Annotated in this window: 21 protein-coding genes; 12 read left to right on the top strand and 9 right to left on the bottom strand. The window is 57.0% G+C overall.

What is annotated here, in order from left to right; all coding sequences use genetic code 11:
• Window positions 1–17: 17 nt before the first annotated feature.
• From HUU60_03530 to HUU60_03520, 3 genes are all read left to right on the top strand, one after another.
• Entirely contained in the window at window positions 18–428 is a 411-nt protein-coding gene (locus HUU60_03530) for a hypothetical protein (protein ID NUL81779.1), read from the top strand.
• Window positions 429–516: 88 nt separating this feature from the next.
• Window positions 517–1,566: a hypothetical protein gene (locus HUU60_03525; protein ID NUL81778.1), complete on the top strand. Its 1,050-nt coding sequence runs from the start codon at window positions 517–519 to the stop codon at window positions 1,564–1,566.
• Window positions 1,567–1,572: 6 nt separating this feature from the next.
• Window positions 1,573–3,009 (top strand): glutamate--tRNA ligase, encoded by a 1,437-nt coding sequence (locus HUU60_03520; protein NUL81777.1) that lies wholly within the window; start codon window positions 1,573–1,575, stop codon window positions 3,007–3,009.
• A gap of 279 nt (window positions 3,010–3,288) precedes the next feature.
• Here the strand turns inward: HUU60_03520 and HUU60_03515 are convergent, their stop codons facing one another.
• Window positions 3,289–4,158: a hypothetical protein gene (locus HUU60_03515; protein ID NUL81776.1), complete on the bottom strand. Its 870-nt coding sequence runs from the start codon at window positions 4,156–4,158 to the stop codon at window positions 3,289–3,291.
• Between the two features lie 38 nt (window positions 4,159–4,196).
• Here HUU60_03515 and tilS point away from each other — a divergent pair, with 38 nt between their 5' ends.
• Entirely contained in the window at window positions 4,197–5,492 is a 1,296-nt protein-coding gene (gene tilS / locus HUU60_03510) for a tRNA lysidine(34) synthetase TilS (protein NUL81775.1), read from the top strand.
• 95 nt (window positions 5,493–5,587) lie between these two features.
• Window positions 5,588–7,477: an ATP-dependent metallopeptidase FtsH/Yme1/Tma family protein gene (locus HUU60_03505; protein NUL81774.1), complete on the top strand. Its 1,890-nt coding sequence runs from the start codon at window positions 5,588–5,590 to the stop codon at window positions 7,475–7,477.
• Window positions 7,478–7,516: 39 nt separating this feature from the next.
• On the opposite strand, the gene HUU60_03500 is transcribed toward HUU60_03505, so the two are convergent.
• On the bottom strand, window positions 7,517–8,224 hold the full coding sequence (locus HUU60_03500; GenBank protein ID NUL81773.1) for a hypothetical protein: 708 nt from the start codon (window positions 8,222–8,224) through the stop codon (window positions 7,517–7,519).
• A 69-nt stretch (window positions 8,225–8,293) separates the two neighbouring features.
• On the opposite strand from HUU60_03500, the gene pgl reads away from it, so the two are divergent.
• The 4 genes from pgl to HUU60_03480 are packed head-to-tail and all read left to right on the top strand — an operon-like array spanning window position 8,294 to window position 11,889.
• Window positions 8,294–8,962, top strand: coding sequence for a 6-phosphogluconolactonase (gene pgl, locus HUU60_03495; GenBank protein ID NUL81772.1), 669 nt, complete (start codon window positions 8,294–8,296; stop codon window positions 8,960–8,962).
• A gap of 32 nt (window positions 8,963–8,994) precedes the next feature.
• A complete protein-coding gene (gene murA / locus HUU60_03490; GenBank protein ID NUL81771.1) occupies window positions 8,995–10,290 on the top strand; it encodes a UDP-N-acetylglucosamine 1-carboxyvinyltransferase in 1,296 nt (431 codons plus the stop codon).
• Entirely contained in the window at window positions 10,271–11,275 is a 1,005-nt protein-coding gene (locus HUU60_03485) for a rod shape-determining protein (protein ID NUL81770.1), read from the top strand. Before murA ends, HUU60_03485 begins: the two co-directional genes overlap by 20 nt.
• On the top strand, window positions 11,272–11,889 hold the full coding sequence (locus HUU60_03480; GenBank protein ID NUL81769.1) for a hypothetical protein: 618 nt from the start codon (window positions 11,272–11,274) through the stop codon (window positions 11,887–11,889). The genes HUU60_03485 and HUU60_03480 overlap by 4 nt, the downstream gene beginning before the upstream one ends.
• A 52-nt stretch (window positions 11,890–11,941) precedes the next feature.
• Here HUU60_03480 and HUU60_03475 read toward each other — a convergent pair whose 3' ends face one another.
• The 5 genes from HUU60_03475 to HUU60_03455 form a co-directional block, all read right to left on the bottom strand.
• A complete protein-coding gene (locus HUU60_03475) occupies window positions 11,942–12,571 on the bottom strand; it encodes a PEP-CTERM sorting domain-containing protein (GenBank protein ID NUL81768.1) in 630 nt (209 codons plus the stop codon).
• A gap of 176 nt (window positions 12,572–12,747) precedes the next feature.
• Entirely contained in the window at window positions 12,748–13,377 is a 630-nt protein-coding gene (locus HUU60_03470) for a PEP-CTERM sorting domain-containing protein (protein ID NUL81767.1), read from the bottom strand.
• A 119-nt stretch (window positions 13,378–13,496) separates the two neighbouring features.
• Entirely contained in the window at window positions 13,497–14,162 is a 666-nt protein-coding gene (locus HUU60_03465) for a nitroreductase family protein (protein ID NUL81766.1), read from the bottom strand.
• Window positions 14,152–15,318, bottom strand: a complete 1,167-nt coding sequence (locus tag HUU60_03460) for an alpha-hydroxy-acid oxidizing protein (protein NUL81765.1) — start codon at window positions 15,316–15,318, stop codon at window positions 14,152–14,154. Before HUU60_03460 ends, HUU60_03465 begins: the two co-directional genes overlap by 11 nt.
• Window positions 15,319–15,320: 2 nt before the next feature.
• Window positions 15,321–17,093 carry a long-chain fatty acid--CoA ligase gene (locus HUU60_03455; protein NUL81764.1) on the bottom strand — a complete coding sequence of 591 codons (1,773 nt, stop codon included), beginning with the start codon at window positions 17,091–17,093 and terminating at the stop codon, window positions 15,321–15,323.
• A 74-nt stretch (window positions 17,094–17,167) separates the two neighbouring features.
• Here HUU60_03455 and moaA point away from each other — a divergent pair, with 74 nt between their 5' ends.
• The 3 genes from moaA to HUU60_03440 are packed head-to-tail and all read left to right on the top strand — an operon-like array spanning window position 17,168 to window position 19,600.
• Window positions 17,168–18,163, top strand: a complete 996-nt coding sequence (gene moaA / locus HUU60_03450; protein NUL81763.1) for a GTP 3',8-cyclase MoaA — start codon at window positions 17,168–17,170, stop codon at window positions 18,161–18,163.
• A 1-nt stretch (window position 18,164) separates the two neighbouring features.
• Window positions 18,165–19,088, top strand: coding sequence for a bifunctional molybdenum cofactor biosynthesis protein MoaC/MoaB (locus tag HUU60_03445; GenBank protein ID NUL81762.1), 924 nt, complete (start codon window positions 18,165–18,167; stop codon window positions 19,086–19,088).
• Complete coding sequence (locus tag HUU60_03440; GenBank protein NUL81761.1) at window positions 19,088–19,600, top strand: GNAT family N-acetyltransferase; 513 nt, start codon at window positions 19,088–19,090, stop codon at window positions 19,598–19,600. Before HUU60_03445 ends, HUU60_03440 begins: the two co-directional genes overlap by 1 nt.
• Here HUU60_03440 and HUU60_03435 read toward each other — a convergent pair.
• Complete coding sequence (locus HUU60_03435; GenBank protein NUL81760.1) at window positions 19,597–20,067, bottom strand: DinB family protein; 471 nt, start codon at window positions 20,065–20,067, stop codon at window positions 19,597–19,599. The genes HUU60_03440 and HUU60_03435 overlap by 4 nt on opposite strands.
• Window positions 20,046–20,471 carry a 6,7-dimethyl-8-ribityllumazine synthase gene (gene ribH / locus HUU60_03430; protein ID NUL81759.1) on the bottom strand — a complete coding sequence of 142 codons (426 nt, stop codon included), beginning with the start codon at window positions 20,469–20,471 and terminating at the stop codon, window positions 20,046–20,048. The genes HUU60_03435 and ribH overlap by 22 nt, the downstream gene beginning before the upstream one ends.
• Window positions 20,472–20,508: the final 37 nt, after the last annotated feature.

Genomic DNA, 20,508 nt, shown 5'->3' with positions numbered 1-20,508 from the left:
GTAAAGGAGGCAGCGAGATGGTTGGATCCTTTTTTAAGAAGACGGGCTTCATGGTCGTTCTTTCGGTGTGCCTGATCGTAGGCGCCAGCGCTCAGACGGGCGGCGGGTTTGACCTAACCTGGAACACGATCGACGGCGGCGGAATCACCTTTGCCACGGGCGGCGCCTTCAAAATGGGCGGCACCGTGGGGCAGCCTGACGCTACGGGCGCCAATGCCCTCTCTGGAGGCGCCTTCACGCTAACGGGCGGATTCTGGCGTCCCCGATTGGCCGGTGATGTCAACTGGGACGGTTGCGTCGACGATACCGATCTAGCAATCGTGCTGGGCGGCTTCGGCGGCACGGGTCTTGGCGACGAGAACGATGACGGGATAATCGACGACACAGACCTCGCAATCGTACTCTCAAACTTCGGCCTCGGTTGCTGATCGTTGCAGACTACATTTCACAGGCTGAGCCAATGCGATCCCTTTGGCTCGGCCTGTTTTGCCGTCAGGTCACGGAGGACTCTTCGGTATGACGTTTGAGATTCAGGAAGTCGGACCGCTGAAAGAGGTTCGTGCGGGAAGGATCATTGCAGAAGCCGAATACATAAAAGACAAACTGGACGTTGGCGCGCTTGACATTCTGGGCAAAGCGCAGGCCGGTATTGCGAGCGCCGCAGAACTCAATGCGCTCTCAAACGCAGCATCGGCCCTAATTCCCTTTGAACGGCGATTTCGTCAACCGACCGCCCGCGAACTAATCTTGCTTCATCTGTCGATTGCGAGCGAGCAAGGCAGCGTCTCTTCGGCCGAGATAGAAGATTGCCTCGAAATTGCGGGCCAAAAACTTGATCCTAGAGCCTACGCATTGGCTTTGGCCAACGCGATCCTCGACCGAAAGCCGTTTCCGATTGGTAATGCAGCGGTCGCCGCCAGCGCGGCGTATGCGACCCTGCGAGCCAATGGATTCGAGGTGGATTTGACCCGAATCGAGGAAGATTTGCCGGGCGCGTGCGCAGGAGCATCGGATGGGAAGAAAGACGACCGGCGTTGGCTTGAAATCGCAGAATCGGCGGTGCGAGCGATCGGAAGCAAGTTGGTCAAAGCCGAATCGCTCATTGCCCAGCACAATTCGATCGCGCTAGAACCGGCGCCCGGTCCTTCGTTTTCTTACCAATACCTTACGCTCCAAGACCTCATTTGGATCAATTCTGAAGCTACCGGACGCACGAACTCTTACGAATTTGACGCCCTAGAAGAGTGCGCGTTCTTCCTTTACGGCTATGGAGAAAGCAAGGACTGGGCCAAGCAAGCAGGCCAGTTTGTTGCCTCGACCCTCCTATACCGTCCGTTTGGCGATGGCAATCGCAGGACCGCTCTCATTGGTCTGCTTTCTTTCCTTACGGTCAACGGCTTTGAGTTCGAGATTCCCGACCCCGACGCATGGCTCGACCAAATTGCCCAGCGCAAAGTTCACCCGACCAAAGCGGTGAAAGCCATTGTTAAGAGCCAAAGCGCGCCACAGTCGAACAACGTCCGCGAGGTCGCCTTAGACCTGATCCATGCCTACTATGGACACTAATCGATAATGGTCAGAGTTCGATATGCGCCCAGCCCCACGGGCATGCCCCACGTAGGCAACATTCGCACCGCGCTGTTCAACTGGGTCTTTGCAAGAGGTTCCGGCGGAAAGTTCATCGTTCGAATCGAGGATACAGACCGCAACCGGTATGTCCCAGGTTCGGAGGAGGACATCCTGGCCTCCATCCAGTGGCTCGGTCTGGACTATGACGAAGGTCCAATCGTCGGCGGGCCGTTTGCGCCTTACCATCAGTCCGAACGAACGCACATCTATCAAGAGATCGCCCATCGGCTCGTCGATGAGGGCAAAGCCTACAAGTGCTTCTGCACGCCCGAGATCCTTGATGCTATGCGCAAGGAGCAGGAAGCCCGCAAACAGCCGACCGGCTACGATCGTCGTTGCCGTCGCCTCAGCAAGGATGAGGTCAAGGCGCACGAAGGCGATCCCTATGTCGTTCGCTTTGCCATGCCGCTCGAAGGCGTTACGCAATACAACGACGGGATTCACGGTCTCATCGAGTTCCGAAACATCCTTGTCGACGACTTTGTAATGCTCAAATCGGACGGCTACCCAACCTACCATCTGGCCAATGTGGTGGACGACCACCTGATGGAAATTACGCACGTCATCCGAGGCGACGAGTGGATCAGTTCGATGCCGCGGCACGTTCAGCTCTACGCCGCGTTGGGCTGGGAGCCCCCTAAGCTCAACCACGTGCCCTTGCTGATGGGGCCGGACGGCAGCAAACTTTCCAAGAGGCACGGCGCCGTCCAGTTCAGCGACTTTATCCAGCAGGGCTACCTCAGCGACGCGATGTTCAACTTCTTAGCGCTTTGCGGCTGGTCGCCCGGAGACGAGCGCGAAATCATGAGCCGCGAAGAAATCATACGGGACTTCAGCCTCGATCGCATCTCCACCAATCCGTTCGTCTTTCACCATGACAAACTCAAGTGGATGAACGGCCAGTACATCAAACGGCTGCCTATCGATGAGTTTGTCGAAGCCGCCGTCCCGTTTCTAAGAAAGGCTGGCATCGTCGCGGAAGAAAACCTGGATTACGCCCGCAAAGTCATCCCCTTAGAACAAGAAAAGGTCAAACTCTTATCCGAACTGCCCGAACTGCTTTCGTTCTTTTTTACAGACCGAATCGCAATGGATGAGGCGGCAGCCAAGAAATGGCAAGGGATGCCGCACATCGGCCAGATGCTGGACGCCCTGATACGCAGCTACACCGACTTAGAACGGTTCGAACCAGAGGAGATCGAGCGCGTAACGCGCGACACGATCGCATGGCTGGGCGTTCCAAACGGGCACGTTATTCATCCCGTTCGCTTGGCGCTGAGCGGTCGGACGACCGGTCCTGGTCTCTTTGAGATGATCGCTGCGCTGGGCAAGGAGAGGACGGTGGCGCGCTTGGAACAGGCGAAGCGCTCCCTTCTATAGCGCATCCCAATTTATGCCTGTTGGCTGCAAACAGCGCATACGCCCCGTTCATTGCTTGCCGAACCCCAGGCGCATAGTAAACGCGCCAGAGATGCCACAAGCCGCCTTGTCGCGCAAGAGCGACCACGATCGCTTCCATCCCAGAATAAACCCTGCCCTGAGTATGGAGTTCGACAGCGCTGAGGTCGGACCGAGGTTCTATCTGGATAGCGGGAACCTTCTTTTGCACCCAGCGCGCGGCCCTTGCGCAAAACCGGCAGTTCCCGTCATAGCAGAGTTTCATAGCATGCCCCTCAAATGGGCCGTAAACAGATACTGGTGCGCCCAGTTGGACAGCGCGCCAAATCGATCGTGAAAGAAATCGACGACCATCCGGTACCTCGCTTCCGTGATCGAGGCGCCCCTTAGCTCGGGCAGCGCGATCTTGGCCACAGCCTGCCACAGGTGCGTGTCGACCGGAACCGCCTCGGCAAAATCCAAACCCAACAACAAGACGCAATCGGCTATCTTTGCCCCTACGCCTGGCAGTTGCATCAACTCTCGCTTTGCTTCCCAATAACCGACCTCTCGCAAAGAATCCAACCATCCGTCCCCGCGCTCGACCAGCGATCGAGCCACATTCGCCACGGTACGCCCACGATACCCGAATCCCAGAGCATAAAGCGCCTCTGGCTCGAGCAATGAGAGCCGATCGACAGTGGGAAACATCTTCCCCGCCCCTCTCAAGGGCTCTCCATAAGCCTCGCACAGTCGCGCTATCATGCCCGTAATCCGAGGGATGTTGTTAGCCGACGTACAAAGAAAGGAAATCAGGCACTCTTCGGGCACGGACCATCGTATCAGCCGCAAACCTGGCAATCCGGCAACGATCGGTGCCCACCGCTCATCGCAAACTGCAATCCGACTTCGAATTGCGTTCAAATCGGCGTCCAACCGAAAATAGCGGCTGAGGGCCTCCTCGTCGCCCGCCCGAGGTTCTGATTCGCCGACCCAGCCAAGGTCGGTCAACCACAATCGAAACAAACGCTGGCCATCGATGCCAACCCACTCGTCGCCCGACCGAATCCACCGAAAGGCCTGCCCGCTGTTGCAGCAAAGCTTAACGTCTAACTGTTCTTGGCCTAATCCCAGCGCGACCGCTGTCCGCATGACAAACCCATCCTACCTGACCGCGGTATCCTTAGCAAATGGAGCGACTGCTGTGTATCGTTCGCAAAACGATAGAAAACCGGAAGATGCCGCTATCAGGCCGTGTCATCGTCGGCTTCAGCGGCGGACCCGATTCCACTGCCCTGCTCCTATGCCTCCGCCAACTGCCAGACATTGAGCCCATCGCTTTGCATGTAAACCACCTTATGCGAAACGATGCCCGTGCGGATGTCGATCGATGCAAGGCCATTTGCCATGCGCTCTCCGTACAGTTCGAACTTGCCGAGGTCGATGTGCCGAAGTTAGCCAAGGAAAGGCGCCTGAACATCGAAGAGGCCGGCCGAGAGGCGCGATACGATTCCTTCCGGACAGCGGCGATTAGATTCGGCGCCAAGATCATCGCCACCGGCCACACGCAAGACGACCGTGCCGAGACCGTGCTGATGAACATCCTTCGAGGTTCGGGACTGAAAGGGCTTGGCGGCATCCCAGCAATTCGGACCGATGGCGATCTGACGATCGTCCGACCCCTGATCGATGCGCCTCGAAGCCTTGTTCATGCAGCAGTCTCTAACTCCGGGCTTGCGCTATGCCAAGACAGCACGAACGAGGATATTTCCCGACTTCGCGTTCAAGTTCGAAAGAACATTGCCCCTGCCCTTGATCAGATCGCGCCACATTGGAAGACGAAACTGTGCGACTTGGCCGACATCGCTCAAGAAGAAGATGCGCTGCTCGATCAGCTTGCGGCAAACCTTGGTCCAAATCCGCCGGAGCCGCTCGTTCGGCGCGCGCTGCGCCGACAGTTTCCAGAATTGGACCTGGCCTCCAGTCGCACTCTCGCCAAAGCCATCGCAGACCAATCAGACCTGAAGACTGCCACTCCAGCGGGACTTATCGAGGTCAAGAACAGCGAAGCTCGATTATCGTTACAACCCATAGCGCCCCCTAGCCCTATGCGCCTCGCCAACGAAACGCGCTGGGGCAACTTCACCATTTTCATGCGCGAGACGCCGCCAGACCAAGTTGAAACGTCCGACCCAATGTCCGCCACTATCGATGCCGACAAGATTGCAGGCTCGCTCATTGTCAGAAGCGCCCAACCTCGCGAACGCATGGCCCCGCTTGGACTAAACGGCAGCAAACTTCTGTCGGACATTTTCATCGACCGAAAGATCCCGCGACAGAACCGCCCGCACTGGCCTATGATCGCCGACAATATGGGAATTGTATGGTTCCCCGGATACACCATCGCCGAAAGGGTCAAGATCGCTAAATCGACGACTAATGCAATCGCGCTCCGAGTCGTCCAAAACGAAGAAACCATCGAGTAAGAAAATCGGTATAATCAAAGAGCGGGCACGGCCCGAATCCGAGGAGGAGCCATTTGAGTAAAAGCGCGCGAACGTTGCTAATCATAAGCTGCGGGATGATTCTGCTCATGTTCTTGATGCAGACTCGTCCATCGCTATTTGGCGGCCAAAGTCCGGAGAAGCTGAACTACTCTCAGTTTTTAACCAAGATCGAGGGTGGCAGCGTCTTGAAAGGGACCTTTGAAAAGAACCGATTTAACGGAGAGTATGCGAACAACGGCGGTCTCTTTTTTGTAGAACTGCCTAAAGGAGAGAGCAGTCGCCGCGATCTCGAGAAGCTCTTAGTCGATAACAAAGTACAGTTTGAGTACGTCGATACCGCGGTCTCGGACATGATCATGCAGATCGGCGGATGGATTCTCGTCTTCATCATCATCCTGGTCGTCTTCTGGCTGATCATGAACAAAACGGCGCAGGCTGGCAGCAGCCAGGCCTTCTCCTTTGGCAAAGCCCGCGCCCGAAGGTACAACGAAAGCGTGCCCAAGGTAACGTTTTCTGATGTCGCCGGCGTCGAAGAAGCCAAGATCGAGTTGGCCGAGGTCGTCGACTACCTCAAGAATACCAAGAAGTATCAGTCGCTGGGCGCAAAGATCCCGAAGGGAATCTTGTTGCTTGGTCCCCCAGGATGCGGCAAGACGCTGCTTGCGCGGGCGGTCGCGGGCGAGGCGGGCGTGCCCTTTTTCCACATCAGCGGTTCCGACTTTGTCGAAATGTTCGTGGGCGTCGGCGCCGCGCGCGTGCGCGATCTTTTCGAGAACGCCAAAGCCAACCGTCCTGCACTGATTTTTATAGATGAGATCGATGCCGTCGGTCGATTGCGAGGCGCCGGACTGGGAGGCGGTCACGATGAGCGCGAACAGACCCTGAACCAACTCCTCGTAGAGATGGACGGTTTTGACCCCAACATTGGCATCATCATGATTGCGGCGACCAACCGTCCAGACATCCTAGATCCCGCGCTGCTCAGGCCAGGCCGATTTGATCGACAAGTGGTCGTCGATCCGCCCGATCAAAAGGGACGACAACAGATTCTGGAAGTCCACATGCGCGGCAAGCCATTGGCGCGAAACGTCAACAGCGAGGTGCTCTCCAAGCGAAGTCCCGGCTTTACCGGCGCCGATCTGGCCAACTTGGTCAACGAAGCGGCGCTCTTAGCCGCCCGCAGAGACAAGACCAAAATCGAAATGGACGACTTTGACGAGGCGATCGATCGAGTGTTGGCCGGCCCGCAACGGCGCAGCCGTACGCTGGATGAGAAGGAACGACAGATAGTCGCCTATCACGAAGTCGGCCACGCCATCGTCGGCGAACTGGTGCCCCACGGCGACCCCGTGCACAAGGTTTCGATACTGCCGCGAGGCATGGCGCTCGGTTACACCATCAATCTGCCCGATTCGGATAAGCGCCTTAGTTCTAAGGCTCGCCTTACCGATATGATCGCTGGATTGCTGGGTGGCCGCATAGCGGAAGAAATCGTTTTTGGAGACGTGAGCACCGGCGCGAGCAACGACCTTGAACGAGCGACCGAACTCGCGCGCGCAATGGCGACCGAGTACGGCATGAGCGAAAAGCTGGGACCGCTTACGTTTGGGCGCCGCCACGGCAACCCTTTCCTTGGCCGCGACCTAATGGAAGACCGAAACTACAGCGAACAGGTCGCCTTTGAGATCGATCAAGAGGTTCGCCAAATAGTTGAATCGGCCTACGAGCGGGCGCGGAGCATCCTGATAGAACATAAGGACAAGATGGACTTTATCGTCCAAGCCTTGCTCGAAAGAGAAAATCTCAATCGAGAGGAGTTCCTAGAACTGCTGGGCATGGAGACGCCCCACTCCAACGATAAACCGCCGACCGCTCCCAAAGTTGCCGAAGAGCCGGACGAAGAGGAAGAAGAAGATACAACCCAAACCAAGGTCAGACTACGACCTCGAGCACAGCCAGGATGATCAAAGCGGGCAGGCGATGGCCGCCTGCCCGAGAGAAACCTACTTTGTTCGCTCCATCGTGATCTTGCCGTCGATCGGCATCGGAGCGCCAGCGACAGGCATCGCCTTCACGTCGGTAACGACTTTGATCAACGAGCCGTCCGCCGTATTCAGCCAGACGTGGCCGCTTGTGGAAGCCGGATTGTCGCCCGCCGTCTCTTTATAAGAGAACTTGATCTTGATCGAATCCCAAGAATTGACCTTCTCCATAGCGACGACCTCATACTCGGCCTTCGCAGCGACCGCTCCAGTCTTCGTGTCGGCCTTGTACTCCTGGCTCCACTTGTGGCCGACGGTCAATGCGTTGTCGGGGAAGATGAACCCCATCATGTTGGCGCGCCGATAGGCGTCGGAACCCGTGTCGTCGCCTTTCAGCTCGACGACAGCTCCATTGGCGGCAGAAACGACGGTGCTCGTCATCTCCATGCCTTCCTGGTTCATCTCCTGATCGCCAAACTTCACCTTCACGTCGCCCTGCTTCGATTCAACGGTAATCTTCCCGTCCGAAGCAACATTGGTAACCTTCTCGGTAACCGTTGCGCTAAAAACAATCTCGGTGCCCTGAAAGTCCACCAGAGCGCTCATCTTGTAAACCATCGTGTCGCCCGTCTTAGCGACTCGCTTCAGCTTCACCCCGTCTTGGGCTGGCGCAGATGCCGCGAGAGCAAGAACAGCGATCAAGCCGGCCCATTTAGATGCGAATTTCATTTGCACTGCTCCTCCTAAAGGATTGGTGCCTCCGATTATACTCGGTACGATAGGTAAAATGCCGATAGGATGCTGTTTGGCGAAGTAACAATCTACGAACCAGAAGAGTACGCCACGGCGGTCGCGCAACGCCTGATCTCGTTCGCATCTCAACATGGCACGGTCAACATCGCCCTAAGCGGCGGCTCGACCCCGCAAGCGATTTTCAAGGTTCTTGCGGCTGGCAACAGCAATCTCGACAACGTTCGCTTCTTTTGGGCGGACGAACGATACGTGCCTTACGATAGCCCGGACAGCAACTTTGGAGAGGCATGGCGATTGTGGCTTAGCTCGATCAGACCTGATCGCGAGGACCTGTTCCCTTTTGCCGTTGAACGGGATTCTCCGCAAGTTGTAGCACAAAATTACGCACGAATCGTGCCCCAGAATGGACTTGACTTGGTGCTTCTCGGCGTTGGCGAGGACGGCCATACCGCTTCCATTTTCCCGGGCGACGAGGAAACGAGGCGCACAGATCTATTCGCCGCAGCCACCGTCGCGCCGTTCAAGCCCTACCAACGGCTGACCCTCACGCCACGGTACCTAAATCTCGCCAAACACGTCTGGTTCCTGGCTACGGGAGAGCGAAAGAGACTCATCCTGAAACAAACCGCATCGGGCGACCAAACCCTGCCCGTTGCCTGGATCACCAAACCCAATATCCATTGGTACCTGGACGAGCCAGCTTCACAGGTATAATTCGCCAGATGGCCATCATGGATGAGACGACCTTGGATGCCGCGCGCATCGTCGGGGGACGTTCCCTGTCAGGAGCCGTTACAATTTCGGGCAGCAAGAACGCAGCCTTGGCGCTTCTCTCCGGCTCGTTGCTGGTCGATGGTCAAGTTCGCTTGAACAACGTCCCAAAGATTCGAGATATCTACACCATGCTAGACATCCTCGATGCCATTGGCGTCAAATCTACTTGGAACGGATCGTCTGTTACGCTCAAAACTTCCGGCTTAGACAAGAACGAACCGCCGACCGATCTGGTCGCAAAGATGCGGGCGTCGTTCTACATCTTCGGCCCGATGATGGCACGAATGGGCCGAGCCGTTATGCCCGATCCGGGCGGTTGCGACATCGGGAACCGTCCCGTCAATTACCATCTTAACGGCCTGCAAGCGATGGGCGCGACCATTATTGCCGACCCCGGCCAATACGAAGGCACTGTCGATTCTTTTGCCGGAGCCAAGATATACCTCGACCTGCCGAGCGCCGGCGCAACGCAGCACTTGATGACGGTGGCGACCATTGCAAGAGGCTCGACCACGATCGAGAATGCGGCCGCCGAGCCAGAAGTGGTCAATCTGGCTGGCTTCCTGGCCGCTTGCGGAGCCGACATCGAGGGCGTCGGCTCGCCAACCATCACCATAAACGGCGTCCATAAACTCAAACGAGAAGTTGAGTTCGATGTCATCCCTGACCGGCTGGAAGCCGGCACTTTCGCGATCTCTGCAGTGGTCTCTAAGGGCCAAGTAATCCTCAAGAACGCCGATGGCGATCACCTTCAGGCGCTTTTCTCCAAAATGAGAGACGCCGGCGTCGAAATTGAAGAGAGGGACAACGAGATCAGCATCTCGGGACATGGCCGACCCAAGGCGGTAGACATCACCACAATGCCCTACCCCGGCTTTCCAACAGACCTTCAGCAACCGATGTGCGCTATGCTCGCGATAGCCGACGGCGCCTCGCTGGTCAAAGAGACCCTCTATGAAAAACGAGTCGGCCATGTGCCCGAACTTCAGCGCATGGGCGCCGACATCAATGCTGACGGACGAACCATCGTGATTCGAGGCGTAGACCGCCTCCATGCCGCATCGATGCGGGCGCAGGATCTTCGCGGCGGCGCAGCGCTCGTGCTTGCGACCCTGGCGGCAGAGGGCGAATCGGAAGTGCACAACATGAAGTACGTCGACCGCGGCTACGAGAGATTCGAAGACAAACTTCGAGGCCTTGGCGCGGATATTGAACGGTTTAGTACAGATCGATCAGGAAAGAGAGAGCATGTTTCGCCTAATCCCTGAACTAGGCATCGACCTGGGCACGGCCAATCTTTTGGTCTATGAAAAGGGGCGCGGCATCGTCCTGCGAGAACCCAGCGTCGTTGCGATGGCTCGCCCCTCGAACAAAGTGCTGGCGGTGGGAGAAGAAGCCAGGCTGATGCTGGGCCGCACGCCTGGCAACATCGTCGCAACCCGCCCCATGATCGACGGCGTCATCGCGGATTACACCATTACGCTCGAGATGCTTTCCTACATTTTCAAGAAAGTCGTGGGCAAACGATCCCTCTTCAAGCCACACGTGCTCGTGTGCGTGCCTTCGGGCATTACGGGCGTCGAGCGACGAGCCGTTCAATTGGCCGCCAAAGAAGCCGGGGCGCGAGAGGTCAACTTGATCGAGGAGCCAATGGCCGCCGCGATCGGCGCCGGATTGCCCATCCATATGCCGGGCGGCAACATGGTCGTCGATATCGGCGGCGGTACGACCGACATCGCAGTCATATCTCTCGGCGGCATGGTGCTGAGCCGTAGCCTACGTATCGGCGGAAACAAGATGGACGAGGCCATCGGCCGCTATATTCGATCTGCCTACAATCTAATGGTGGGCGAGCGAACGGCAGAGGAGATCAAACTCAAGATCGGCTCGGCCTACCGCTTGGAGCCCGAACTCGAGATGGAGATTCGAGGCCGCGACTTGGTCGCTGGACTACCGCGAACAGTAAAAATCAACTCGCCCGAGATCCGGGAAGCCTTGAGCGAACCTGTGAACCATATCGTTGAGAAACTCAAATCGGCACTAGAAGAGACGCCGCCCGAACTGGCATCAGACATCATCGAAAGGGGAATCGTCCTGACCGGCGGAGGCGCGCTTCTCCGTGGATTGGACCGCCTCTTGCAAGAGGCGACCGATATCCCAGTGCGAGTAGCCGACGACCCGCTCTCCTGCGTTGCGCTCGGCACCGGTCGCGCCCTTGACGAGATGCCGGCCATCGCAGAGGCAGGACGATGAGACGACTGTTCCAACCGCCGGACGATCTGAGCGACTTGGATCGCGTGCGAAAGCACCTCGACATTCCCAAAACATCTAACAATCCAGCAGCGAAACACCCCTTAAGGCGATACGAATTCGCTCTGGCATTCTCCGGCTATATGGCTAAGTTAGAAAGAGCGCTGAGCCAGTCTCTGAGCAAACCGGTGTCCACCGCTCCAAGGATTGCAAGGCGCCTGGACCAAAGACATCCGGATTGGGCACGTTCGGCAGTTTGGGAAGTTACAGCGCGCGGCTTGGCCAGCGCCGACAACTTCAGAGGAAAAGACATTCTCGGCAAGTTCGAACTGGCAGTGTCGCTGGCGCGCTATGTCCGACTGCTAACGCCCATCCTCAACACGATTGTCAAGAATCCCTACCCGCCAAACCCCAAAGAGGCGATCAAGACCGTGCCGACCAAACCGGGCCATTACGCTCACAACGACGTCCTGTTCTTGGCCAACGGAGGCTGGTTGACCCCCGATTCTGCCATCCTGGCCACTGCCGATCTAAGAGCGGAAGGTTTTGCCGACTGTATCGCCCATGCGGCTAGCCGTTTCTTCGTCCGTTACATCCACGAACCCAACCGCGATTAGACAGCAAAAAGGGCGACCGGAGAACGACCGATCGCCCAAAGTGCCGACTTACTTACTTGCGGTTGCGTCGAGCGCGAACCAGCGCCAAAAGACCTGCGCTGATGCCAAAAAGGCTCGCAGGCTCGGGAGTCGTAACGTGACCCGACAGGCCGCCCGTGATGCCCTGAATGTGCATTCCGGCCTCCAGACCCATATTGGGCTCAACGGCCATAAAGTGCGTTTCGGTCAGTCCGGGAGCAGTAACCCTCCAAGATACCGTTTCCCCACCGGTCAAACGCCCTGGCCCGCCTGAAACCTGAAAGTCGACCAGATGATCGAACGCCGTTCCCGCAGCGCCGTTAATCCCATTTTCAGAAGAGGTAACTCCTGTAATGTTGGCAGGACCAGACACGCTGCCCGCAACCAACGTAGCGTTCAAAAACGGGCTGATGTTCAGATACATGTCCCGAATGAACTGGTCGGGGAACAGGGTGCCGTCCCAGTTGGCCGTCAGCGACATTCGAACAACGTCGGTATCAAAGTTGGTGATCGTCAGCGACGCCCAAGCAGGCGGACCGTCCGGAGTGCCGCCGGTGTATACGACGTTGAAGTTGTACGTTACGATAGCGTCAGCCTTATAGGCTCCAGCGAACATCAGTGTTGCGCACGACAGTGCGGCGAGTAGAAGCTTTGCGGTTCTCATTTCTTGTCTCCTTTTGTGGCGCGGATTGTCGAAATCACGCTACCTTATAGCATTATAGAATATGACGCTGCCTTGCAACGTTCCCGGGACAAGATTCGACCTCTAAAACAGGCAAAACTACTAGGCCTGAGACACAAAAAAGGAGCCTTGAGAGACCCCAAGGCTCCTTTTTTTGTTTACTTTCGATTGCGACGCGCTCTCGCCAGAGCAATCAGTCCCGATGCGATGCCGAACAAACTGGCCGGCTCGGGGGTTGTAACGTGACCCGACAGGCCGCCCGTGATGCCCTGAATATGCATTCCAGCTTCCAGTCCTTGGCCAGGCTCTGTGGCTAGGAAATGCGCTTCGGTCAATCCAGGAGCCGTAACGCGCCAGGATACCGTCTCGCCGCCAGTGAGCCTGCCTGGACCGCCAGCCACTTGGAAGTCGACTCGATGGTCGTACGATGTGCCCGCGCCGCCATTGATGCCATCCAGAGACGACGAAACGCCAGAGATCACTGCAGGACCAGACACGCTGCCAGAGACCAGCGTAGCGTTTAGGAAGGGGCTAATGTTCAAATAAAGGTCTCGTATGAACTGTGCCGGGTAGAGCGAGCCGTCCCAGTTCGCAGACAAGGTCATCTTGACTTCGTCTGCTGCAAAATCGACGATCGTCAAGGTTGCCCAAGCAGGCGGGCCGTCCGGCGTAAATCCCGTGTATACGGTGTCAAAGTTGAAAATGATGATCGCTTCGGCTCGCTGACTGCCCATAAAGAGAGCGGTCGAAGCAAGAGCGATCACGGCAACGGTCTTTAGGTTAAACATGTTCTGCCTCCGTTGAGAATATGAGTTTTCTGGCTCTATCTCATCGTGGCAAAACTCGTGCCTATCTGCCCAGTAACTGCTTCAGATTGGCCAAAGAACGGTAAAATGGACAGGCTCAGTTATTCGATCGCTTCAAAAATCTCTGCCAACGCCTTGCGCGATACGTTGGGCGCCGTGCAATCGTCTGCTGGGTAGCCGACCGGCATCAATAGATACGGTTTCTCGTTGAGCGGCCGACCACAGATTTCCCTCAAGAACGTCATCGGGGCTGGAGTGTGGGTCAGCGTCGCCAAGCCTGCCCTATGCAGGGCCTGAATCAGGAAGCCCGTTGCGATCCCCACCGACTCGGGCACATAGTAGTTCTTCGATCGCCCGCCATCCCCTAGTTCGACGTAATCTACCCGGAAGACGACGATTAGCCACGGAGCAGCCGTAATGTGTTCCTTGACAAAATCGGTACCCAGGGGCTCCAGCGCATCGAGCCACTCTTTGGGCGCCTTTCGCAGATAGAACTCTTGTTCAGCCTCCTCGGCTGCCTGCCGAATCCTCTGCTTCACCTCTGGATTGCTAATCGCTACAAATTGCCACGGTTGCCGATTGGCTCCGCTTGGCGCAGTGCCGGCTATGCGAATGGCCGTCTCGATGATATCCTTGGGAACTGGATCGGACGAGAACATGCGCACGCTTCGACGACTCGCCATGATTTGAAAGTTTTCGTCGAGCTCCCTGCGCGCATCTTCGAGAGATCGTCTTGGCGGGCGATATGGAAGAGGCTCATACGGCATGAAGCCTATCCGCCTTCACATCGCGCAGGGTTGCGCATCCCGACAATCCCATCGTCAGGTCTAGATCGCAGATCAGATTCAAGAGGACCTCTCGAACCCCGGTCTCCCCGCCGACCGCCAAGCCCCAAGTATAAGGACGTCCAACCAGCACGGCGTTTGCGCCTAATGCAACGGCCTTGAATATATCTGCGCCGCGCCGGATGCCGCTGTCGAACAGTATGGGGACTCGGTCCTTGACCGCCTCGACAATCGGTGGCAACGCAGTTAGAGATCCGATCGCGCCGTCCACTTGCCTGCCTCCATGATTCGACACGATAATGCCGTTTGCTCCATGGTCGATGGCCAGCCGTGCGTCCTCCTCGGCCTGAATGCCCTTCACCCAAATTGGGAGCTTGGTTCTTCCCCTCAAAAATGCCAAGTCGGACCATGTGAGAGCCGTGTTGCCGAAAACCTGAGCAAATCGCATAACCGCCGGCAGCAACTCTTCTTCGGGCGACTTGCTGAGTGGTTTCAAGAACGCCGGATCGGTAAAGTAGTTCGCCAATCCTTTGCCCTGCAAGAAAGGCAAGTAGGCGTTCTGCAGGTCGCGTTCGCGCCATCCAATGATCGGGGTGTCGAGAGTAACAACTAGAGCCTCGAAACCAGCGGCCTCTGCACGGGCTACCATGCTTGCCGCGATGTCCTGGTCGTTGCTCCAATACAACTGGAACCAGCGATGAGCCGCTAGCTCGGCGACGTTCTCCAAAGTAAACGAACTGAGCGTGCTCAGAATCATCGTGAGACCAAGCGCCTTGCAAGCCCGCGCGACGGCTAGTTCGGCGTCAGGATGAACGATCCCCAGAACGCCCACGGGCGCTAGCAGGATTGGCGCCGGCATATTGCGCCCGCCCAACTCGACTGCCATATCCCTGCGCTCCACATTGCGCATCATTCGAGGCACGATTCGCCATCTGTCAAACGCCGCTAAGTTTGTTGCCATCGTGTTTTCCGAACCCGCGCCACCCGCTACGTAGTCGTAGGCCTCTTGAGGCAGCTTTGACTTTGCCAAAGCTTCCAGATCTGAGTACGAAAGGGGGATTGTTGGCTTGCGTCCCATTGCGCCAGCCTGGTAGATCTGCTGCTGACGCTCAGGACCGGTTGGAATGCGTTGGGACATCTCTATGAAGCCATCTCATTGATAATCGCCGCGTATTTCTGTAGCACGACCCTTCGCTTCACCTTCAGCGTCGGGGTCAACTCGCCCGTCTCGATGGAGAATGGCTCGGGCAATAGCCGAAATCTACGGACTCGCTGATAGTCGGCCAACTGCCGATTGGCGCGATCCACCTCGGCCTTGATCAACGCCTCAATCTGCTCGTTTTCTATCAGCTCGTGTAGGTTCGCAAAAACGATCTGATGATCGTGCGCATGCTTCTTTATCCGCTCGAAGTCAGGGATGATCAAGGCTATCGGCTGACTCATGCCGTCCCCGAAGAGCGCCGCTTCCTGAATCAATTCGCTCGATCTCAAGAGATTCTCGATCGGTTGCGGCGCGACGTTCTTGCCATTGGCCAAAACTAGGAGATCCTTTTTACGATCCGTTATTCTCAGGTACCCGTCGGCGTCCAATTCGCCGATATCGCCTGTATGGAACCAACCGTCTTTATCGATCGCCTCGGCAGTGGCTTCGGGCTTGTTGTAATACCCTCGCATAATGTGGGGGCCGCGCGAGAGAATCTCGCCATCGTCAGCGATTCTCACCTCTACTCCAGGAATCGGCTTGCCGACGGTTCCAAAACGCGGCGCCTCGACCGTATTGATGGTGATGACCGGGCTGGTTTCTGTCAAGCCGTACCCCTCTACGATCAGCAGGCCGAACGCGTGAAAGAACTCGGCCACATCGCGAGGCAGAGCAGCCCCGCCCGATGCAAAGAATCGTATGCGCCCGCCCGTGCGCGCCCGAATCTTCTCGCCCACAAGTTTGTCCAGCAACTTGTGCTGAAGGCCCAAGAAAAACGGGGTGTGCTGCCCATTGCGCCACTGCTCCGAGTACTGCTTGCCAACTTCCAAAGCACGGTAAAAAAGCGCCTTGCGCAAGCCGGGCGAATCGGCAACCGACGAAAGAATTCGGTCCATTATCGACCCGTAGAATCGAGGCACTGCGAGCATTGCGGTCGGTCGCACCGACAACATGTCGCTGGACAGCGTGAACATGCTCTCCGCATACGCGACAGTTGCTCCTATGCGCATCGCCAAAAAGTGCCCGGCCATCCGCTCGAACACATGGCTCAGCGGCAGGAAGGACAACAGCGTGTCGTTATGGTCGACCGGCAACACTTGCAACGAGGCTTCAATATTCGACATGAGGTTGCTGTGCGACAGCATCGCGCCTTTCGGTTCGCCGGTTGTTCCGCTCGTATAGATAAACGTTGCGATCTCGCTCGGAGCGATCTCCAAAGCGCGACGACGAAACGTCGCCTCGTCCAAATCAGAAGCCATACCGCTCAGCTGCTCTAACGTTACTGCGTCGGTCGAGGAGTTCTTCTCGAAGCTGACGATCCTGGCGCCAAACTTCAATATCTTGAAAGCTTCGTGGAGTTTGTTGATCTGCTTGTCGTCTCGGGCAAAGACGACCTTTGGTTCCGCGTCCGCCAGTATCTCGGCTGCCTGTGCCGAAGTCAAAGTCGGATAGATCGGCGCGCTGATGGCCCCAAGGCAGATGCTGGCCCAATCGGCGATCGCCCATTCGGGGCAGTTATCCGACAAGATGCAAATGCGATCGCCTGGCCGAACGTCCAACGCCCACAGACCCGCCGCGCACCGATAAACCCGCTCGCCCAACTGTCGATAAGAGATGGGCACAAACTCCTTGCCCTCGCGATACATCAAAGCCGGCTTATCGCCATACTGGTCGATGCTCTGGAACAGCGCCTTTGGCAATGTGTCTAACATGGTTACAAGCGTCCAATTCTTCGCGCGATCCGTTCCTCCTGCCGCTAAACGCCGGTATAATCCTACAGCGAACCATGCAAAACGACGCCCCGTTGGTCGATCAGTTCGGTCGAGTGAAGCGTAAGCTCAGGCTCTCGGTTACCGATCGTTGCAACTATCGGTGCATCTACTGTATGCCCGAAGAACCGGTGTGGAAGCCAAGGGAAGAGGTGCTGACCCTTGAAGAGATGGCTCGATTGGCTTCCATCTTTGTTCGGAGGTTAGGCATACGTCGCATTCGACTAACGGGCGGCGAGCCAACCTTGCGATCTGGGCTCGCGACGCTTATCGAGATGCTCCAACCGCTACGCGCCGATGGATTGGAGCGCGTCTCTCTAACCAGCAATGGTGTTCGACTGGGACACATGGCGCCGAGCCTCAAGAGCGCTGGCCTGGACGATGTCAACGTCAGCATGGATGCGGTCGATGCGGACCGTTTTCGCAGCATCACGGGCGGGGGCGACCTGAGGCAGGTAATGGACGGCATTGAGGCGTCTCGCCATGCTGGGCTTAAGGTCAAGGTGAACGCGGTCGCTATCCGCGACATGAACGAAGATCAGATTCTGCCCTTGATGCAATGGGCGTTTGAGCAAGAAATTGTGCTACGTTTCATCGAATTCATGCCATTGGACGGACGCGGCCTATGGCAGCCAAAACTGACGATAACCGAATCCGACATCCTAGCCGAGGGTCGCAAAGCCTTCGACATCCGGCTTTCAGCAGGCGATCCGTCCGATCCTGCGCGGGGCTATTTGCTCAATGGCAAGCCCCTTCTGGGCATCATATCCACGATCTCCAACCCCTTCTGCGACCAGTGCGATCGAGTGAGAATCACCAGCGACGGCGTGCTTTTGCCGTGTCTCTTCTCTCCCGGAGGCCCAAACCTTCGCGACGCCATGCGCGACGGCGCTTCCGACGAGGAGATTATCGAAATAGCCAGGGTTGCGATCTATGCCAAATGGGAGGGTTTCGTCGCTCTTAACAGCCGTTCGTCGCTCAAACCGTTGCCCATGCATGTGATGGGCGGTTAGCATGAAGGACGTTACCAACAAATACGAGACCTTGCGCGAAGCCGTCGCCGAGGCGCGAATGAGCCTTGATTCGGAAGCAATCGACCTTTTGAAAAGGCGCGCAACGGACAAAGGCGACGCGTTGGAATGCGCGCGCGTTGCCGGAGTGATGGCGGCCAAAAACTCGCCCTCGATCATCCCCTTCTGCCACCCTCTGCCCATCACCTATGCGAACGTCGAGTACGAATTCGAGTCGCCAGGGCTGGCTATTCGCGCCCGCGTCAAGACTATCGCGGTTACCGGCGTCGAGATGGAAGCCCTGACGGCAGCCTCCGTCGCTGCGCTCACCCTCTACGACATGCTCAAACCGCACACCGAGAATATTGAGATCCAATCAATACGGCTCTTAGAAAAGTCTGGCGGCAAGAGCGACTTCAAAGCCGTGCTCGATCCCCCGATCAAGGCGGCTGTGTTCGTGCTTTCCGACACTATAGCCGCGGGCAAAAAGGAGGATCGCGCAGGCAAAGCGGCAATGGAATTCCTACAGTCTCCAAATGTCGGCGAGCAACACTACGAGATTTTGCCTGACGAACCAGACCTGTTGCGCGAAAGAATCGGCTGGGCAAAAGAGCACGGATTTGACCTGATCCTTGCAGTCGGCGGAACCGGTTTGTCGGCTCGGGATAAGACGGTTGAGGCCTTAAGAGAAATGATCGACCGCGAAATTCCGGGCATATCGGAGGCTTCGCGGGCGTACGGCCAACGACGCACACCCTATGCCATGCTCTCTCGAGGGATAGCCGGCATGTCTGGCGGCAGTCTGATCGTCGCGCTACCGGGAAGCACAAAAGGAGCCCGCCAAAGTTGCGAAGCGCTCTTCCCCGCTATCTTTCACGTCTTCCACGTAATGCGCGGCGGCAGGCACAAAGGCGGATACGGATCTTGATCGATAAAACGTTAGAGACCGAGCGTCTGCTGATTGCGGACTGGACTCCCGAAGATGTCGAGGCCGCCTTCCAAATCTACGGCGACCCGCAAGTCATGGCGCCCATGCAGGGCCAGCCTATCGAGACTTTAGAAGAACAGCATCAACGATTGACCGATCGATGCAAGGCCATGGAAGTGCTGCCGGGCTATGGCTTCTGCAAGCTAATCCGCAAAGACGACGGCCAGATCGTCGGCTCGGGCATTTTGAAACCGTTGCCCAACTCCGATTGGATCGAGGTGGGCTGGCACTTGCGAAGCGACTGCTGGGGTCAAGGATATGCGACGGAAGCGGGCAAAGCGCTGCTCGACTATGGCTTCGGCGACCTTGGATTAGACCGAATCTACGCGATCGTCCACCCTCTCAACGAGCCGTCCAAGCGCGTCGCCCTGCGGCTGGGCATGAGGCTGTTAGGTCTGACCACCCAGTTCTATAATATGGAACTGGAACTCTATGCAACAGACAAAGCCTAGCGCATCTCCTTATCGCCGTACAGCGTTTGAATGTAGTTGATCTGGCCGATGTGATACATCATGTTTCGATAGTGCCAATTGAGCACGCGCCACATCGGTTGATCGCCTGTCCACATGGGCACGACGTTGTCCAATTCCTCGTCTGGAAACTCCTTTACCAAGCGCACATATCGCCCTGTGTTTTCGATCAACCTCGAAACCGCTTCCTTTACATCCTGTACCGAAGAGGCCTCCTTGTTCAGCTCGCCGAATAGATCTTTGGGCAGAAAGTCGGTCGATCGCCTCTCGATGACGTTCGCAACCCAATCCGCCACCACCGCGCACTCGGCCACCTGGTGAAGCGCGCTCCGACCTTCGCCTAAGGGCGTCCAACCCAATCTCTCCTCCGGCATCTCTCGCGTCAGTTTCGACAGGTACTTCGCCGCGCCGAGAGTCTCCATCGCAACTATATCTTGGTATCGCGCCACTCTGCTATCTCCTCACAAGTCTTGATCAAGTCCAAAACCGCCTGGGCGGCCTCGGCGCCCTTGTTGCCGTGCAATCCGCCGGCTCGCTCCATCGCCTGCTCCAACGTCAAACAGGTCAAAATGCCCAAACCGATCGGTCGCTTTATGCGCTGTAGCGAACTCAAAACTGTGCTACAAATGAATTCCGCATGTCGCGTCTCGCCGTCCAGGACCGCGCCAATACAGACTGCCCCGTCGCCTTTGGCTTCGCGGACGGCAAACGGGATCTCCCATGCTCCTGAAACCCAGAAAACAGGCGCGTTCTCTGGCAATACGCCCGCTTCGATCAAGGTTTGTTGGGCTGCCGCCGCCATCGGCTCGGTTACGACGCCGTTGTAGCGGCTAGCAACAATCGGAATTCGCAATTTGGAAGGGTCGAACATCGGCCTAACAAGAATACCC

This window comes from Armatimonadota bacterium (assembly GCA_013359125.1).
Classification (GTDB): Bacteria; Armatimonadota; Fimbriimonadia; order Fimbriimonadales; family GBS-DC; genus JABWCR01.
The sequence above is the reverse complement of the archived record's forward strand: the minus strand, read 5'-3'. Positions and strand labels throughout refer to the sequence as shown.

What these genes read in the sequence shown, in the direction of transcription:
- HUU60_03530 (NUL81779.1), top strand. Translation starts at nt 18, where the DNA reads ATGGTTGGATCCTTTTTTAAGAAGACGGGCTTCATGGTCGTTCTTTCG.
- HUU60_03525 (NUL81778.1), top strand. Translation starts at nt 517, where the DNA reads ATGACGTTTGAGATTCAGGAAGTCGGACCGCTGAAAGAGGTTCGTGCG.
- HUU60_03520 (NUL81777.1), top strand. Translation starts at nt 1,573, where the DNA reads ATGGTCAGAGTTCGATATGCGCCCAGCCCCACGGGCATGCCCCACGTA.
- HUU60_03515 (NUL81776.1), bottom strand. Translation starts at nt 4,158, where the DNA reads ATGCGGACAGCGGTCGCGCTGGGATTAGGCCAAGAACAGTTAGACGTT.
- tilS (NUL81775.1), top strand. Translation starts at nt 4,197, where the DNA reads ATGGAGCGACTGCTGTGTATCGTTCGCAAAACGATAGAAAACCGGAAG.
- HUU60_03505 (NUL81774.1), top strand. Translation starts at nt 5,588, where the DNA reads ATGATTCTGCTCATGTTCTTGATGCAGACTCGTCCATCGCTATTTGGC.
- HUU60_03500 (NUL81773.1), bottom strand. Translation starts at nt 8,224, where the DNA reads ATGAAATTCGCATCTAAATGGGCCGGCTTGATCGCTGTTCTTGCTCTC.
- pgl (NUL81772.1), top strand. Translation starts at nt 8,294, where the DNA reads ATGCTGTTTGGCGAAGTAACAATCTACGAACCAGAAGAGTACGCCACG.
- HUU60_03485 (NUL81770.1), top strand. Translation starts at nt 10,271, where the DNA reads ATGTTTCGCCTAATCCCTGAACTAGGCATCGACCTGGGCACGGCCAAT.
- HUU60_03480 (NUL81769.1), top strand. Translation starts at nt 11,272, where the DNA reads ATGAGACGACTGTTCCAACCGCCGGACGATCTGAGCGACTTGGATCGC.
- HUU60_03475 (NUL81768.1), bottom strand. Translation starts at nt 12,571, where the DNA reads ATGAGAACCGCAAAGCTTCTACTCGCCGCACTGTCGTGCGCAACACTG.
- HUU60_03470 (NUL81767.1), bottom strand. Translation starts at nt 13,377, where the DNA reads ATGTTTAACCTAAAGACCGTTGCCGTGATCGCTCTTGCTTCGACCGCT.
- HUU60_03465 (NUL81766.1), bottom strand. Translation starts at nt 14,162, where the DNA reads ATGCCGTATGAGCCTCTTCCATATCGCCCGCCAAGACGATCTCTCGAA.
- HUU60_03460 (NUL81765.1), bottom strand. Translation starts at nt 15,318, where the DNA reads ATGTCCCAACGCATTCCAACCGGTCCTGAGCGTCAGCAGCAGATCTAC.
- HUU60_03455 (NUL81764.1), bottom strand. Translation starts at nt 17,093, where the DNA reads ATGTTAGACACATTGCCAAAGGCGCTGTTCCAGAGCATCGACCAGTAT.
- moaA (NUL81763.1), top strand. Translation starts at nt 17,168, where the DNA reads ATGCAAAACGACGCCCCGTTGGTCGATCAGTTCGGTCGAGTGAAGCGT.
- HUU60_03445 (NUL81762.1), top strand. Translation starts at nt 18,165, where the DNA reads ATGAAGGACGTTACCAACAAATACGAGACCTTGCGCGAAGCCGTCGCC.